The following is a 15,461-nucleotide window of genomic DNA, read 5'->3' as shown; positions in this document are numbered from 1 at the left end:
CGTAACAATCCCCCATTAAAACATACTTAAAGATTGATTGTTAACAAGAAGCAGCAATCCTAAATCAACAATACGGATATGAACGGAACACAGTGGATTATTTTTATTTTGATCATTCAAATAGTGCATTTCCTCGGAACTTGGAAATTGTACGTTAAGGCAGGTAGAAAAGCATGGGAAGCAGCTATCCCAGTTTATAACGCCATAGTTTTAATGAAAATAATTAATAGGCCCAAGTGGTGGGTTATTCTGTTGTTTATACCCATCATTAACCTATTGATGTTCCCTGTGGTTTGGGTAGAGACCCTTAGGAGTTTTGGTAAAAATAGCCTTTTAGACACCTGGTTGGCTATTCTCACCTTGGGGCTCTATATCTATTATGTAAATTATTTCACGGAGGTTACCTATGTAGAAAATAGAGACCTTCACCCAAAAACCGCCTTAGGAGAGTGGGTAAGCTCCATCGTATTTGCCGTTGTGGCCGCTACTTTGGTACACACTTATGTAATACAACCCTATGTGATCCCTACCAGTTCTTTGGAAAAAACCCTTTTGGTGGGCGATTTCCTATTTGTAAGCAAGTTCCATTACGGAGCTAGGGTTCCTATGACGACCGTTGCGGCACCCATGGTACACGATACCCTGCCTATTCTAAAATCCAGATCCTATGTGGCCGATGTAGATCCTGCTACCTATAAAACCTCGATATGGAACAAACTACAGCTTCCCTATATGAGACTACCTGGATTTAAGGAGATTAAAAGGAATGAAATTGTAGTGTTTAGCTGGCCTGCAGATACGGTTTATCAATTTTTTAAACAACAGGAAGGGGTTCGCAAGCCTATCGATAAAAAATCTAATTACGTAAAACGTGCTGTAGGTATACCAGGGGATTCCTTATCTATAGTTGACGGATATGTACATATCAACGGTAAAAAAACCGTACTGCCCTACAGGGCTAAGCCAATGTTCACCCACACGGTTACTGTAGAGAACGGTTTTTCTAATGCCGCCATTGACCTCTTGGGAAGACAAAATTTCTCAGGAAATGTGGTCCGCATCCCTAACAGTTCTTTAGAGTTGGAAAATCTAGACCAAGTAATCTCTGCAATGCATATGGAGAAAATAAAGTCCGACTCAGCCTATACCTACTACTCCGGGAATGTAGACAATGCAAGGGTTCGCGACTACTTAAAGTCGGAAGACGTAAGCACTATGGCTCTTTTTAACTTAACAGAGGAAGAAGCCAAGAATTTCACTGGAAAAAATGGTATAGTATCCATTCAGAAACTTGCGTTTACCACCAAAAAGACCTCTCTTTTCCCCCAAGATCCAGCGCATCCAGCAACCTTAGACAATATGCCAGCGATCTATATCCCTGAAAAAGGCAAGACGGTAGAACTTAACCTAGAAGTACTCCCCATTTATGAGAAAATAATAAAGGAGTACGAGGATAACACCCTAAAAGTAAATGGCAATCAAATACTGATTAATGGACAAGTAGCCAACTCCTATACTTTTAAACAGGATTATTATTGGATGATGGGAGACAATAGGCACCGTTCCGAAGACAGTAGAACTTGGGGCTACGTTCCTGAAGACCATATAGTAGGTACGCCCGTTTTTATATGGATGAGCATCGATGGCATTAACGATGGCATGAAGAATTGGAAAATTCGTTGGGACAGAGTGTTTACTACGGTCCACGGAGACGGGGAACCTACCTCCTACTTTAAGTACTTCTTAATAGCACTTGCGGGGTGGTTTGTTTGGGATTACTTTAGAAAGCGAAAAAAGAAGGTGAAAAAATAAACATCAACATCACAAGACCTTAGGCTTTAAGCGGTAGTTACCTTTAAAGCCTTGGGCCTCCCCCTTCAACACATTAGTACATTGATACACTAGTAAATTGCTACATTAGTTCATTGTTACATTAGTTCATTGCTACATTAGTTCATTGCTACATTGGTATATTTACACATTGGTATATTTACACATTGATAAATTAGTACATTAAATAAGCAAACAATGCAAGTGCTTCTTCATCCTGGATATTTTTTAAACATCGCCAACTTTGCGGCTCTTGTCCAAAATGATATTTGCTGGGAAGTAAATGATAATTACCAGAAGCAAACCTATCGCAACCGATGCTATATCGCTACGGACATAGGAAAACACATGCTTACCATCCCTATTAAACATGTGGGGAACAACCGAAATAAGCAACGATATTCCGAAGTAGCTATTGACAATACCTATTTTTGGCAACGTCAACATTGGCGCACCCTACAAACAGCGTATCGCACCTCGCCCTTCTTCGAGTTTTATGAAGATGATATTGCCCCTCTTTATAACGACACCTTTGACTCTCTGATGGAATTTAACCTTAAATCCATAGCGACCATTTGTGATTGTTTACAGATTCCCATGCCTACGGATAAAACTAGTAGCTACCAGGCAGCCGCTACCGATATAACGGACGCGCGACATTTCATCAATTCAAAAACGGAAATCCCTTTTCAACAAGCTCCCTATGTGCAGGTATTTAATGATAGAAACCCCTTTATACCCAACCTAAGTATTTTAGACCTCCTATTTAACGAAGGAACCAACACCCTTCCCTATCTCAAAAGTTTAAAACTGAACCTTCCCCATGCTTAGATGGTTTCTTCATTATGGCATTCATTTTTTAGTTCCCATCCTTATCGGACTTCTATTTTATAAGGAATACCGATGGAAGGCAATTTTAATACTGTTAGCCGGAATTGTGATAGACTTGGATCACTTCTGGGCAGACCCCTTATTTGACCCTAATCGGTGCAGCATTAATTTTCACCCCCTACACACCTACTGGGCCATTGCACTCTATGTACTGCTGTTAATTCCCAAAAAGACCAGAATATTCGGTTTAGCATTAGTAATTCATATCGTAGCAGATATTACAGATTGCCTCTTAATGTAGTTGAACATCTTGGGCTATTCATTAGACCTCGAAAAAAACACTCCTTTATAACTAGAACCTCATTTTAGAGGTAGGCTCCTAGGCCAATTCTTATAGTTTTTTGTCCTTCCCCCTTTAGAGAATAGAAAATTATCTCTATTTTGTATGCTTCATTTAATCTTAACTTATCAAACTCATAAATTACTATGGGAAATCATAAAATTACCCCCTCTTTTCCCTCCGGAAGAAGGGATTTCATCAAAAAATCTGGCATTGCCCTCATCGGGGGATCCTTAATATCGCCGGCAGTCACCTTTGGTGCCAATAGCTTCTATAAGGATTCCACCCTAAAAGTGGGCTTAATTGGCTGTGGTGGCCGTGGTACCGGTGCCGCTGCCCAAGCTTTGCAAGCAGATCCAAACGTTATTCTCTATGCCATGGGCGATGTGTTTGAGGACCAATTAAATTTGGCACATCGGGAGTTGCAGAAGGCTATGGGTGACAAGGTAAAGGTTGCTCCAGAAAACAAATTCATAGGATTTGACGCCTACCAAAAAGTAATAGATTCGGGCGTGGATGTAGTGTTACTTACCACCCCACCAGCCTTTAGACCAGACCACCTAAATGCTGCGGTAGAAGCAGGGAAACACGTATTTTGCGAAAAACCCGTAGCCGTGGATGCACCCGGAATTCACAAAGTGTTGGCAGCTGCCAAAAAAGCTAAGGAAAAGGGGCTATCCCTAGTGTCTGGTTTCTGTTTTCGATACGACTATCCCAATAGGGAAATTTTTGGGCGTGTCTTAGACGGCCAGATTGGGGACATCAGAACGGTTACTACCTTTCGTCATGGAGGTGAGGCTTGGTATAAGGAACGTCAGCCAAATTGGACGGATATGACCTACGAAATGCGCAATTGGTATTACTACAATTGGTTATCGGGGGATATTGTGGTAGAACAAGCAGTGCATAGCCTTGATATGATGTCTTGGGTCATGGGAGATAAAATGCCCGTAAGCGCTACTGGAACTGGAGGCCGACAAGTACGTGTAGATAGTAAATACGGAAACATATACGATCATTTTGCGGTAGAGTTCGAATATGAAAACGGCGCCAAGGGTTACCACTTTACCAGGCAACAAAACAATACCTCCCATAGGAACAGCGTAGAGGTGCTAGGTACCGAAGGCTCGTCTATAACCCATATTGGACGCAGGTATGAAATTACCGGTAAAAACAGCTACACCTATGACGGGGAAAGGAATAATATGTTCCAGACCGAACACGATGAGCTTTTTGCCTCCATCCGAAAGGGTCAGCCCATGAACGATGGAGAATGGATGTCTAAGAGTACCATGTTGGCCATATGGGCACGTATGGTAGCCTATACCGGCCAAACGCTCACCTGGGAACAAGTCTTTAATTCCAAGGAAAACTTAGGTCCCAAAATAGACGAATACAATTGGGATTTAAAATGGCCTACTCCACCAGTAGCGATTCCTGGTAAAACTAAATTCATCTAAGCCTATATCAAATTATAACTAACCGCTGTTTACTCTTTTGGCGCATAGATCGTCAAAGGAGTAAACAGCTCCATAACACACCAATTTAATATGAAACCCTCCTTATTATTATGCCTCTTTGTGCTATGGGGCAGTAGCTTAAAAATAAAAGCGCAAGAAAAACCCCTATTCTTTGGCACCGAAACCAGTTTTGATCAATTGGTAGCTGGAGACAAGGACAATGCACAAGAAATAAAATGGATCAATGTAAACACGGAGCCAGACACCTGGCATAAGGAAGGCGATCTTCTGGTATGCAAAGGCCTACCAATAGGGGTTATGCGCTCCGAAAAGATGTACGAAAATTTCATTCTAACCGTAGAGTGGCGCCATATGGAAGCAGGGGGCAATTCTGGTATGTTTGTATGGAGCGACGCCATCCCCGGCGAGCATAACAGACTCCCAGGGGGTGTAGAAGTACAGATGTTAGAACTAGATTGGGTAAATCAGAATATACGCGACGGCGTAAAGCCACCAATTGCCTATGTACACGGAGAGTTGTTTGGCGTGGGTGGGGTTACTACCGTACCGGACAACCCCAGAGGAACCAGAAGTAAGTCTGTAGAAAATAGAGCCCTAGGGAAGGGAGAGTGGAACAGCTATCAAGTAATTTGTGTAGATGGCACTATTAAATTATCGGTCAATGGAAAGTTTGTAAACGGCATTAGTAAGTCGTCCATTAAAAAAGGATACCTCTGCCTAGAATCTGAAGGAGCCGAAATCCATTTTAGGAATTTAAGGGTGATAGAACTACCACCAGGGGTTACCGCTGCAGATCAAATAGTAGATGAGTTATAGACCACTTACCTAATAAGATACAAGGGGCCCAATTGGGTCCCTTTTTTATTCCCTTATTTTCTTCGTAGCACGAAGTATGGAAGTTCAACTATAGATAGATAATCCAGGCCAAAGAAAGAGCATGGTAATGGCCTACCACTTCTTCCCCTATTGATCACCAATCCTATCAAAAGAAGCCATAATGGGGAAGTGATCGGATAGCTTTACATTAAAATTCTTGTGGGTCTTAACCTTAAATGCCTTATCCACTAAAATAAAATCTATCCGCACTGGATAGTATTTAAAATTAAAGGTTCTACCATATCCTTTCCCCTGCTCCATAAAAGTATCTTGCATATCCCCTTTAATCACATGGTACACGTTAGAGAATTGGGTATTGTTAAAGTCGCCACAAACAATCTTCTTATAAGGTGTGGCCTCACGATGCTCATTAAAGATGGCCACTTGTTCTTGTTGCTTGGCAAAAGATCCGCTCATACGTCTAAAGAGCTTCGACTTTGGCTCCTTGGTAATTTCTTCTACTGTAGGCACCACCTTATGCGATTCCAAATGCATATTATAGACACGAACCGTATCATTTTTCATCAATACATCTACATAGATCGCATTGTTGCTACTCTCTGGAAAATGCAAAGACCCCTTGTTTATTATTGGGAGTTTGGAATAGATTCCGAGCACCACTTTTTTGTGTCCGTATTCAAAATCGATAAATCGGTGTTTGTACTGAGCAAAATCGGCACTCTCTTTTTTAGTATAATCAAATTCCTGAAAACAAACTATATCGGGATCTGCCTCTTTCACCAAGCTTACAATCTGATCACTAATAGTCTCATCCTTAATCATCTCAGAGCGATTAAATCCGCGAGTATTAAAACTCATGACACTTACCTCTCCCTTATCTATGGGCTGTTCCGAAGACTTAAATTTAAAGAAGGTACCCAAAACCAAGTACCCAATGAGCAAGACTACGGCAGACATCATCAGCTTGCGACTGCCACGCAATAGCCAATAACAAAAGAAAAGCACGTTACAGAGAACCAAGAGTGGTACTAGTAGTGAAAGAATAGACATAAAAGGAACCAGCGTAACCGGGACCCATGGCGCAAAGCAGGCCAATAGCAGTAAAAGGGAAAAACACCCGTTGAGAAGGAAAATGAACCTGTTAATGAGTTTTCGCACCTTCTTAATCTTCCTTACCTGCCTTAAACAAAAAATCCTTTTCTGCCTTGGAAAGGCTTTCGTAACCAGATTTGCTTATCTTATCCAAAATGGCATCAATCTTTTTTTGATGGCTTTTTTTATCGTAGTTCCCCCGGGCAGCACTAGCTGTAGTCTTCTTTCTATAAACCGTTTTCATGGAAGCCTTTTTTTCCCTGCCCTTAAACATATTGGCAAAGCTATCTACTAGTTTTGAGAACCAACTACCAATGTCATTTCCTTTGGGGAGCTGGGTTGCATAATAATAACCAAGAGCTGCTCCCCCAATATGCGCTAGATGTCCGCCAATGTTATTCCCAACGGATATCTGTATTAAATCTAACAACACCACCAAGACCCCAATATGCCAAAGCTTTACATTAAAGAAAATAACACGCACCTCCTGATTAGGCAGATAGGTACAGACAAAGATAAGCACTGCCGTAACCCCTGCAGAGGCACCAATAAGGGCCGTATTCTGTCCTATCAGAGCTGGAAAGATATTATAGCTCAATAAGAAAATCATCCCCCCGAAGATTACCCCCAGAAAGTAAACATTAATAAATTTTCTATTATCAAATAAATTTAGAAAAATCCTTCCGGCAAAGTACAACATAATCATATTCCAAAAAATATGTCCAAATCCGGAATGAAAAAAGGAATAGGTAATAAGGGACCAAGGCTGGGTTAGGAACTCAAAAAACTCTTTGGGTAATTGAAACCATTGTTCTACTCCGGTGTCATTGGTAGCACCAAAAAGTAACGCATTGATGATTCCTCCAATAATAAAAATTGCAACATTAAATACTATTAGCTTCTCAGCAATACTCAGTCGATTGTAATAATATGAAATGTTTTGGTTTCGCATTATAGATCCCATCTATTTTGATTAAACTGATTTTTTTTCCAATACCACATCATTATAAACCCAAACAAGGCGCCTCCAACGTGGGCAAAATGAGCAATTCCATTTCCAAAAATGGAATATCCCGTAACTCCAGAGAACAGATCTAGCCCAATAAGCACCGGAATAAAGTACTTTGCTTTTACCGGTACCGGTATAAACATTAAGAACAGCTCGCTATTAGGATAAGACATCCCAAAGGCCACCAACACCCCATAAATAGCTCCAGAGGCCCCTACTGCCGGAGTATTGTAGGCACTTAAAAAGTTGTTTATAGTATCCGTAGAGGCTATGTTATACCAGCTGGGACTGTATTTTCCACTACTGATGATTTCCATTATCTGTTCCCTGGGAATACCAGAACTCACCAAGGCCTCCATCCCCTGATTAAAATAGTAATAATTTACCCCAGTATGGATTAAGGCAGCCCCAATACCTGCAGAAAAATAGAAAAACAGGAATTTATTCTTGCCCCACATTCTTTCCAATGGCGAACCAAAGGCCCAAAGTGCATACATATTAAATAATATATGCATCAACCCCCCATGCATAAACATATGGGACAATACCTGCCAAAATTCAAAATTTCCATTTTTTGTAAACCATAGCGAAAACCACTGGTACATTTGGTCCCCGTATAAATATGTAGCTACAAAAAACAGCCCATTTACAATAATCAAGTGCTTTACAGCGCCCGTAATTCTACCCATCTACAAAAATTTTTTATCAATATCGTCTTCCGTAATGGTGACGTATATAGATTTATTAAAAGGACTTAGTCTAGATTCCTTGCAGGCAAATAAGTCGTTCACCAGTGCCAATTGCGAATCCCTGTCTAGCACCTCCCCCGTTTTAACGGCCAAAGATTTTGCCAGAGTCTTGGACAGCACATCGGTTTGCGAAAACCCGTCTACCTCAAAATCTTGTTGATAATCCGATATCAACTGGTCTAAGATCATCTCCACTTCGCTCTCTGGGACCGATAAGGGAACCCCGGTAATCTTTATTTCCTCTTCCCCAATAGCCTCAAAATCGAATCCCAAGGAAATTAAATTTTCCTGTATCTCCATAATGATATCTCGATCCGATTTGGAGAAAGTTAAAGATAAGGGAAATAATAATTGTTGACTCACCGCTTCTTTAACGGTAATATTCTTTAAAAAGTTCTCATATAGCACCCGCTGATGGGCCCTACTTTGATCTATGACCACCATCCCAGATTTTATAGTGGTCACTATGTACTTACGCCTTAGTTGAAAAGTAGTGGTTACCGCATCTAGGCCAACCTTTTGGTCGTCAAAAATAGAACCGGTTATAGTTTCAGATTCAAAGCTAACACTACTAAAATCGGTGCTACCCACTCCTTCAGATTCCATCCCCGAGTAAAGGGACTCCCATCCTTTGGTGGCAGGTTTCTGAAAACTGGACCGGCCAGAGCTAGTTGCCACTTCATCCTTAAAGGGATTAAAGCCAGCATCCACTACTACACGCGGTTGTTCTACGGATTTGTTTTTATAATCATAGGGAGTCTCCAAATTTTGATCCCGATCAAAATCTAGGGTGGGGATAACATTAAATTGCCCCAAACTGTGTTTTACCGTAGACCTTAATATGGCATACAAGGTATGCTCATCATCAAACTTCACCTCCGTTTTGGTAGGGTGAATGTTGATATCAATGGAGCCAGGATCTACCGTTAAGTACAGAAAGTACCCTGGATGACTCTCCTTTTTTATGAGTCCGTCAAATGCCGCTACGATAGCGTGATGCAAATAGGGACTTTTTATATATCTATTATTAACAAAAAAAAACTGCTCTCCTCTACTCTTTTTTGCAAATTCGGGCTTACAGATAAAACCGTTGATAGTAACTACCTGTGTCTCCTCATGTACAGGGACCAACTTTTCATTGGTCTTCCCCCCAAAAACATTAACGATCCGCTGACGGTCGTTGGATTTTGGCAAGTTAAAGATTTCACTCCCGTTATTATAAAAGTGAAAGCCTATAGACGGATGCGCCAAGGCCACTCGGTGAAACTCATCTATGATATGCCGCAACTCTACCTGGGTAGATTTAAGGAAATTACGCCTAGCCGGAATATTGAAGAATAAATTCTTCACCATCATAGAGGTTCCCTTAGGGGCCACGGCCACTTCTTGAGAAACAACCTTGCTTCCTTCTATTTTAATATGCGTAGCTACCTCATCCTGTTCTGTCCTAGACTGCATTTCCACATGGGCGATAGCCGCTATGGAGGCTAGGGCCTCTCCCCTAAACCCATTGGTGCTAAGGTTAAACAGGTCTTCTGCCTTGGTAATCTTAGAAGTAGCATGCCGCTCAAAACTGAGTCGGGCATCGGTGGGACTCATTCCCACCCCATCATCAATAACTTGGATTAGGGTCTTGCCCCCATCCTTAATAATTAATTTAACGGTAGTTGCCCCTGCATCAATAGCATTCTCCATTAATTCCTTAACAACGGAAGCGGGGCGTTGCACCACCTCCCCTGCAGCAATCTGGTTAGCTACATGATCTGGTAAAAGTTGTATGATATCTGGCATTATTGCGAAATAAAAATAGATAGATCGAAATCTATGATGTAAAGGAACACCAGGACAAGTATCGCTATGATAATCGCCATCCGAATGTTCTGATTCCGATTGCTAGAACTTTTCAAGTCCTCAATGGCTCTGGAGAATTTACCCTTTAGGCCAGAACGACCATCCAAAGAAGGCCTAAACTTGTCAAACTTATGCTCAATCTTAAAGGGGTTCCCCTCTCCCTTATCGTTATAATAACGCGGGGTATAATTGAACTTTTTATTCTTACGTAATCTTGAAAATTTTCCCATATCCTTAGATTCCCAAAGTTACTCAAAATAGAAAAATTTGACGTACAAGTCTTGCTAAAATATGTTAACATTTCTAGGCAAGGACAGCTTTGTACGTTTGGCTGCCTTCTAATTAAAAAAAAGGAGGTATGGGAGGTACTAATTCCCCAAACTAGCCATCTTAATGGCGGCTATGGCGGCTTCTGTACCTTTATTGCCATGCTTGCCTCCACTACGGGCAATGGCTTGATCCATATTATTGTCGGTCAGCACACAAAAAATTACAGGGGTCTCCGTTCTCACGTTCAGATCCATAATTCCCTGAGCTGCGGCCCCACAAACAAAATCGAAGTGCATGGTCTCACCTTTAATAACGCTACCTATTACAATTACAGCGTCTACCTTTTTGGTGTTGATCATTTTTTTTGCCCCAAAGGCAAGTTCAAAACTACCAGGTACGTTCCAGCGAACAATATGCCCTTCCTTAGCCCCGCAATCCAATAAGGTTGCTAAAGCCCCTTCATAGAGTGCCTCCGTAATATTTGCATTCCATTCAGAAACAACAATCCCAAACCGCAAATTTGCTGCGTTTGGGACCGTTGTTTTATCATACTCCGATAAATTCTGCTTCTTAATAGCCATCTTAAATACTTTTAGCTTTTCCAATAAAGGCATCTATTGTCCTAGCCTCTTCAGAAGCTGGGAATTCGTCCTTTATTCTCTGGAAATATTTAAGCGCCTTCTTTTTATTATCCAATTCAAGCGCTGTTACTCCTGCCTTGTATAAAAACTTGGGAGTTGTATATTCATTAGTACTATGGGAAACTGCTTTCTCGTAATAATCCAACGCTTCCTTGGGTTGGTTCAATTGTAAAAAAGCATCACCGATACCTCCTTTAGCAACAGCTCCCAAAATTAAATCCTTAGAGGAGAAACCTTCTAGGTATTTTATAGCCTCGTCATATTTCTGCATGTTCAAATAGGCCATTCCGGCGGAATACTTTGCCAAGTTAGCGGCAGGCGTTCCGTTGTACTCTTCAATAATATCTAAAAATCCGTATTTACCCTCGGCACCATTCAATGCCAAAGTGAACAAAGAATCTTTTTCTGAAGAAGCATATAGGGCTTCGTCAAAGTATTGTTGCGGATACAACATCTCATTGGCAGCACTAGCAGCCCTTGGCTTTTCCACGAACTGAAAATATGCCATATATCCCAAAACAGATACGGCGATAATACCTATCACCCCTAATATATAATTTTGGTTCCTAGATACCCATTCCTCGGATTTGGAAGCACCTTCATCTAAGGAGCTAAACACCTCTGCAGTGGTACTCTCCTGCTTATCCAATAGATTTTCTTCTTCTTTATTTTTCGGTTTATAACCTCTTTTCTTGTAAGTTGCCATTATAGAATTTGATTAGTCGCGCAAAAATATAGATTTTATCCAAATCCCGCCCCCTATTTGTGGTTAATTTTAGATAATTTGCGGTTTGCTTGACTATTGGAAAATAAAAATTTTACTTCGCAGCATGTTTCTAAAGAAATTATCGCTTATTAATTATAAAAACTTCGAGTCACAAAGCTTTGAATTCGATTCAAAGATCAATTGTTTTGTAGGCGATAACGGGGTGGGAAAAACCAATGTTCTAGACGCCATCTATCACCTTTCCTTTGGTAAGAGTTATTTTAACCCCATTGCTACTCAGAATATAAGGCACGATTCCGATTTTTTTGTACTGGAAGGAGACTTCCATAAAAATGACCGGGATGAAAAAATCCTTTGTAGCTTTAAAAAGGGGATGAAAAAAGTGATTAAGCGCAACGCCAAGCCCTATGAAAAGTTCTCGGATCATATAGGATTTCTACCCTTGGTAATTATCTCTCCGGCAGATCGGGATCTAATAATTGAGGGAAGCGAGACCAGACGTAAATTTATGGACGGAGTCATCTCCCAATCCGATAAAGTTTATCTCCAGAATTTAATTGCCTACAACAAAGTGCTGGCACAAAGGAATTCGCTTTTAAAGTACTTCGCCTTTAATCACACTTTTGACGCCGACACCTTGGGAATATACAACTCCCAATTACACCAATACGGTCAAGAGATATTCAAAAAAAGACTGGCCTTTATTGAATCGTTCATCCCAATATTCCAAGAACAATACCTTGCCATTTCGGGAGGTAGGGAACCCGTAAATTTAACATACCAAAGCAAGTTACTGGAAAATAATCTACTAACTTTATTGGAGGAAAATCTGGAAAAGGACAAGGCCTTGCAGTATACCAGCACAGGGATCCACAGGGACGACCTACTATTTGCCATAGATGGTCATCCCATTAAAAAATTTGGAAGCCAAGGACAACAAAAGTCTTTTTTGATTGCCCTAAAATTGGCGCAGTTTCAATTCATTAAAAAACAGGCAGGCACAACGCCCTTACTTTTGTTGGATGATATTTTTGACAAATTGGATGAAACAAGGGTAGCCCATATTATCCGCTTGGTAGACGAGGATAATTTTGGACAAATTTTCCTTAGTGACACCCATTCCGAGAGAACTGAAAATGCCGTTAAACACACAAATCAATCGTATAAAATATTTAAGTTGTAAATAAATGAGAACAAGCTACCTTTTTTTAATTTCCCTACTCTTTATTTCCTGTAAACAAGAAGTGAGCTGGGACCAAATTCATCATTTAAACGGATACTGGGAAATAGATAAAGTAAGCTTTCCAGACGGCACTGAAAAATCATACGCGATAAACACCACCATAGACTATATAGAGGTTGCAGGCAAAGAAGGTTTCCGAAAAAAGGTTCAACCCACCCTCAAAGGCACCTTTGACACCTCCGACGACGCAGAGTCCTTTACCCTATTGGAAAGAAATGGAGGTATTAGCATGCACTATAAAAATGAATTGAGCGAATGGGAGGAAAAGATCAGCAATTTGGAGCAAGACCGGTTTAGCACCACCAATCAGGAGCAGGTCACCTACCATTATAAACGTTTCACCCCCATTAATCTGGAATAACCATGGCAAAAAGAAAAAGCAACAACCTAAACATGGGCGAAGCCCTACAAGAATTTATAAAAGCCAACAAACTCCAAAAAGGGATGGATCGGGTAAATGCCCGGGAGGCATGGAAAAAAATGATGGGCAACGGGGTAAACAACTACACCACCGCCATAGAATTGCGAAACGACACCCTTTTTGTATCCCTATCCTCCTCCGTGCTTCGGGAAGAGCTGAGCCATGGAAAATCTAAGATTGTAAAAATGCTAAACGAAGAATTGGGCCGGGAAATAGTTTCAAAGATCGTACTACGCTAGTACCCCAGCAATAAGAAATAAAAAAGGGCAACTCTGTGTTGCCCTTTTTCTATGCTACTAAAATCTTATTTACTAAAATACTTCCCTTCCTGCAAAATGAAAAGCTCCCTCAATAGCAGCATTCTCATCGCTATCCGAGCCGTGAACCGCATTTTCGCCAATGGAAGTAGCATACAATTTACGGATAGTACCTTCTGCAGCTTCAGCAGGATTGGTAGCACCGATCAAGGCACGAAAATCCTCAACGGCATTATCTTTTTCTAAAATAGCGGCTACAATAGGGCCTCTACTCATAAATTCTACCAATTCGCCATAAAATGGACGTTCTTTGTGCACTGCATAAAACTCCTCCGCGTCCCTTGTGCTCAATTGAGTATATTTCATGGCAACAATCTTGAATCCGGCAGAAGTTATTTTGTCCAAAATTCCACCAATATGTCCGTTTTCAACGGCATCTGGCTTTATCATGGTAAATGTTCTGTTTGCAATCATCTCTTTAAATTTTGGGCAAAAATACATTTTATTCTTCAACTTACAACAACAAAAAATGGGTCCACCCGCAAACACACAGCCACTTACCCCTTATAAAGCGCACCCTTTTTTAACCATTACAAAGCCTAAAACACCCCATATATACCCTCAGAAAAAGCCATAACTACTATTGAAAAACCATGCCTTTTACTCCTAAATCCGTACTAATTTTAGATTCATAATTACAAATCGGGATATTAGTATATATTTACAAATTGTATCTTTGCGCACATGAATTTAGAAATAATAAAAGCAATCGATGCGCTACTTCAAGCTCCACAGCGTATCGTAATAGTCCCTCACAAAAATCCAGATGGGGATGCTGTGGGTTCCACTTTGGCCTTATGCCACTATTTAAACAATTTAGGGCAACAAGCCACCGTAATTGCTCCCAACGACTTTCCAAATTTCCTAAAATGGTTACCCAAGAGCGAGGAAATTGTAATCTTTGAGAAAGACGCCTCCACCGCAAAGGAATTAATTGCCAATGCCACCGTTATTTTCACCTTAGACTTTAATCATTTGGGTAGAATTGGACAGCTACAACCTCATTTAGAAGCCGCTACCGCTACCTTTGTGATGATAGACCACCACCAAGAGCCGGCCGACTATGCGCATATAATGTATTCGGATGTTAGCATGAGTTCTACCTGTGAAATGGTGTTCAATGTACTGGAAGGACTTAATGGATTGGACCGCATAACCCCAGAAATCGCAATCTGCCTATATACAGGCATCATGACAGATACCGGATCCTTTAAATATGCCTCTACCTCTAGTAGAACACATACGGTAGCAGCTAAATTGATTGAAAAAGGAGCCAACAATTCCCTTGCCCACCATAAGGTATATGACACCAATTCTCCCAGCAGACTACACCTTTTGGGATGTGCACTTAAAAATATGGTGATCTTGGAGGAATACAGTACTGCTTATATCACCCTATCCCAGGAAGAATTGGACGCCAACAACTTTAAAAAAGGGGATACCGAGGGATTTGTAAACTACGGACTTACGTTAGACGGGATTGTCTTTGCGGTTATCTTTATTGAAAATAAGGAGGAAGGAATTATCAAGATCTCTTTGCGTTCTGAAGGGGATTTTTCCGTAAACGAATTTGCAAGAGCCCATTTTAATGGAGGAGGCCATAACAATGCCTCGGGTGGCCGCAGTGAGATGAGCCTAGAAGAAACCACCGCATATTTTACTTCCCTGCTACCTGCATATAAAGACCAATTAAATAAATGAGAAAAATTTATTACCTGTTCTTACTTGTCCTAATGGCCCAATGCGGGGTACCAGAGGCCCGAAAACCCGTTAAGGTTAAATCGGGAAGCATCCTAAAGGCCTCCGTAGAACGCAACAAGGC

17 protein-coding genes are annotated in these 15,461 nt (G+C 40.9%); 9 read left to right on the top strand and 8 right to left on the bottom strand.

Annotation, left to right across the window (positions count from 1 at the left end):
- Positions 1-78 precede the first annotated feature (78 nt).
- The 5 genes from lepB to F1E73_RS07590 all read left to right on the top strand — a co-directional run bounded on the left by lepB (position 79) and on the right by F1E73_RS07590 (position 5,298).
- Entirely contained in the window at positions 79-1,812 is a 1,734-nt protein-coding gene (lepB, locus tag F1E73_RS07610) for a signal peptidase I (RefSeq protein ID WP_150451567.1), read from the top strand.
- 216 nt (positions 1,813-2,028) lie between these two features.
- A complete protein-coding gene (locus F1E73_RS07605) occupies positions 2,029-2,661 on the top strand; it encodes a WbqC family protein (RefSeq protein WP_150451566.1) in 633 nt (210 codons plus the stop codon).
- Positions 2,654-2,962, top strand: a complete 309-nt coding sequence (locus F1E73_RS07600) for a DUF6122 family protein (protein ID WP_150451565.1) — start codon at positions 2,654-2,656, stop codon at positions 2,960-2,962. The genes F1E73_RS07605 and F1E73_RS07600 overlap by 8 nt, the downstream gene beginning before the upstream one ends.
- Before the next feature lie 185 nt (positions 2,963-3,147).
- A complete protein-coding gene (locus tag F1E73_RS07595; protein WP_150451564.1) occupies positions 3,148-4,461 on the top strand; it encodes a Gfo/Idh/MocA family protein in 1,314 nt (437 codons plus the stop codon).
- Between the two features lie 90 nt (positions 4,462-4,551).
- Positions 4,552-5,298 (top strand): 3-keto-disaccharide hydrolase, encoded by a 747-nt coding sequence (locus F1E73_RS07590; RefSeq protein ID WP_086477354.1) that lies wholly within the window; start codon positions 4,552-4,554, stop codon positions 5,296-5,298.
- A 147-nt stretch (positions 5,299-5,445) separates the two neighbouring features.
- On the opposite strand, the gene F1E73_RS07585 is transcribed toward F1E73_RS07590, so the two are convergent.
- The 7 genes from F1E73_RS07585 to F1E73_RS07555 all read right to left on the bottom strand — a co-directional run bounded on the left by F1E73_RS07585 (position 5,446) and on the right by F1E73_RS07555 (position 11,637).
- The gene (locus F1E73_RS07585) at positions 5,446-6,369 is read right to left on the bottom strand and encodes an endonuclease/exonuclease/phosphatase family protein (RefSeq protein WP_086477355.1); all 924 of its coding nucleotides are present in this window, start codon (positions 6,367-6,369) and stop codon (positions 5,446-5,448) included.
- 112 nt (positions 6,370-6,481) lie between these two features.
- A complete protein-coding gene (locus F1E73_RS07580; protein ID WP_150451563.1) occupies positions 6,482-7,363 on the bottom strand; it encodes a rhomboid family intramembrane serine protease in 882 nt (293 codons plus the stop codon).
- Positions 7,363-8,109, bottom strand: coding sequence for a rhomboid family intramembrane serine protease (locus F1E73_RS07575; protein ID WP_086477356.1), 747 nt, complete (start codon positions 8,107-8,109; stop codon positions 7,363-7,365). The genes F1E73_RS07580 and F1E73_RS07575 overlap by 1 nt, the downstream gene beginning before the upstream one ends.
- Positions 8,110-9,960 (bottom strand): DNA mismatch repair endonuclease MutL, encoded by a 1,851-nt coding sequence (mutL, locus tag F1E73_RS07570; protein ID WP_150451562.1) that lies wholly within the window; start codon positions 9,958-9,960, stop codon positions 8,110-8,112.
- Entirely contained in the window at positions 9,960-10,250 is a 291-nt protein-coding gene (locus tag F1E73_RS07565) for a riboflavin synthase subunit beta (protein ID WP_086477358.1), read from the bottom strand. The genes mutL and F1E73_RS07565 overlap by 1 nt, the downstream gene beginning before the upstream one ends.
- Positions 10,251-10,388: 138 nt before the next feature.
- Positions 10,389-10,871 (bottom strand): 6,7-dimethyl-8-ribityllumazine synthase, encoded by a 483-nt coding sequence (gene ribH / locus F1E73_RS07560; RefSeq protein ID WP_086477359.1) that lies wholly within the window; start codon positions 10,869-10,871, stop codon positions 10,389-10,391.
- 1 nt (position 10,872) lies between these two features.
- The gene (locus F1E73_RS07555) at positions 10,873-11,637 is read right to left on the bottom strand and encodes a tetratricopeptide repeat protein (protein ID WP_086477360.1); all 765 of its coding nucleotides are present in this window, start codon (positions 11,635-11,637) and stop codon (positions 10,873-10,875) included.
- 124 nt (positions 11,638-11,761) lie between these two features.
- Between F1E73_RS07555 and recF the strand changes: the two genes are divergently transcribed.
- Genes recF through F1E73_RS07540 form a run of 3 tightly spaced genes read left to right on the top strand, consistent with a single transcriptional unit; the run spans position 11,762 to position 13,561 of the window.
- The gene (gene recF / locus F1E73_RS07550) at positions 11,762-12,841 is read left to right on the top strand and encodes a DNA replication/repair protein RecF (RefSeq protein ID WP_086477361.1); all 1,080 of its coding nucleotides are present in this window, start codon (positions 11,762-11,764) and stop codon (positions 12,839-12,841) included.
- A 4-nt stretch (positions 12,842-12,845) separates the two neighbouring features.
- Positions 12,846-13,262, top strand: a complete 417-nt coding sequence (locus tag F1E73_RS07545; RefSeq protein WP_150451561.1) for a hypothetical protein — start codon at positions 12,846-12,848, stop codon at positions 13,260-13,262.
- 2 nt (positions 13,263-13,264) lie between these two features.
- Positions 13,265-13,561 carry a DUF721 domain-containing protein gene (locus F1E73_RS07540; RefSeq protein ID WP_150451560.1) on the top strand — a complete coding sequence of 99 codons (297 nt, stop codon included), beginning with the start codon at positions 13,265-13,267 and terminating at the stop codon, positions 13,559-13,561.
- Between the two features lie 72 nt (positions 13,562-13,633).
- Here F1E73_RS07540 and F1E73_RS07535 read toward each other — a convergent pair whose 3' ends face one another.
- On the bottom strand, positions 13,634-14,053 hold the full coding sequence (locus F1E73_RS07535; protein ID WP_086477407.1) for a nucleoside-diphosphate kinase: 420 nt from the start codon (positions 14,051-14,053) through the stop codon (positions 13,634-13,636).
- A 270-nt stretch (positions 14,054-14,323) separates the two neighbouring features.
- On the opposite strand from F1E73_RS07535, the gene F1E73_RS07530 reads away from it, so the two are divergent.
- Complete coding sequence (locus F1E73_RS07530) at positions 14,324-15,340, top strand: DHH family phosphoesterase (protein WP_150451559.1); 1,017 nt, start codon at positions 14,324-14,326, stop codon at positions 15,338-15,340.
- Positions 15,341-15,461: the final 121 nt, after the last annotated feature.

Source organism: Arenibacter lacus (assembly GCF_008711145.1).
Lineage (GTDB): Bacteria > Bacteroidota > Bacteroidia > Flavobacteriales > Flavobacteriaceae > Arenibacter > Arenibacter amylolyticus.
Note: the sequence above shows the minus strand (reverse complement) of the source record. Positions and strands in the feature narration are given on the sequence as shown.

What these genes read in the sequence shown, in the direction of transcription:
- F1E73_RS07545 (WP_150451561.1), top strand. Translation starts at nt 12,846, where the DNA reads ATGAGAACAAGCTACCTTTTTTTAATTTCCCTACTCTTTATTTCCTGT.
- F1E73_RS07535 (WP_086477407.1), bottom strand. Translation starts at nt 14,053, where the DNA reads ATGATTGCAAACAGAACATTTACCATGATAAAGCCAGATGCCGTTGAA.
- recF (WP_086477361.1), top strand. Translation starts at nt 11,762, where the DNA reads ATGTTTCTAAAGAAATTATCGCTTATTAATTATAAAAACTTCGAGTCA.
- F1E73_RS07555 (WP_086477360.1), bottom strand. Translation starts at nt 11,637, where the DNA reads ATGGCAACTTACAAGAAAAGAGGTTATAAACCGAAAAATAAAGAAGAA.
- F1E73_RS07595 (WP_150451564.1), top strand. Translation starts at nt 3,148, where the DNA reads ATGGGAAATCATAAAATTACCCCCTCTTTTCCCTCCGGAAGAAGGGAT.
- F1E73_RS07530 (WP_150451559.1), top strand. Translation starts at nt 14,324, where the DNA reads ATGAATTTAGAAATAATAAAAGCAATCGATGCGCTACTTCAAGCTCCA.
- F1E73_RS07580 (WP_150451563.1), bottom strand. Translation starts at nt 7,363, where the DNA reads ATGCGAAACCAAAACATTTCATATTATTACAATCGACTGAGTATTGCT.
- F1E73_RS07565 (WP_086477358.1), bottom strand. Translation starts at nt 10,250, where the DNA reads ATGGGAAAATTTTCAAGATTACGTAAGAATAAAAAGTTCAATTATACC.
- lepB (WP_150451567.1), top strand. Translation starts at nt 79, where the DNA reads ATGAACGGAACACAGTGGATTATTTTTATTTTGATCATTCAAATAGTG.
- F1E73_RS07540 (WP_150451560.1), top strand. Translation starts at nt 13,265, where the DNA reads ATGGCAAAAAGAAAAAGCAACAACCTAAACATGGGCGAAGCCCTACAA.
- F1E73_RS07575 (WP_086477356.1), bottom strand. Translation starts at nt 8,109, where the DNA reads ATGGGTAGAATTACGGGCGCTGTAAAGCACTTGATTATTGTAAATGGG.
- F1E73_RS07605 (WP_150451566.1), top strand. Translation starts at nt 2,029, where the DNA reads ATGCAAGTGCTTCTTCATCCTGGATATTTTTTAAACATCGCCAACTTT.
- F1E73_RS07585 (WP_086477355.1), bottom strand. Translation starts at nt 6,369, where the DNA reads ATGTCTATTCTTTCACTACTAGTACCACTCTTGGTTCTCTGTAACGTG.
- F1E73_RS07590 (WP_086477354.1), top strand. Translation starts at nt 4,552, where the DNA reads ATGAAACCCTCCTTATTATTATGCCTCTTTGTGCTATGGGGCAGTAGC.
- mutL (WP_150451562.1), bottom strand. Translation starts at nt 9,960, where the DNA reads ATGCCAGATATCATACAACTTTTACCAGATCATGTAGCTAACCAGATT.
- F1E73_RS07600 (WP_150451565.1), top strand. Translation starts at nt 2,654, where the DNA reads ATGCTTAGATGGTTTCTTCATTATGGCATTCATTTTTTAGTTCCCATC.
- ribH (WP_086477359.1), bottom strand. Translation starts at nt 10,871, where the DNA reads ATGGCTATTAAGAAGCAGAATTTATCGGAGTATGATAAAACAACGGTC.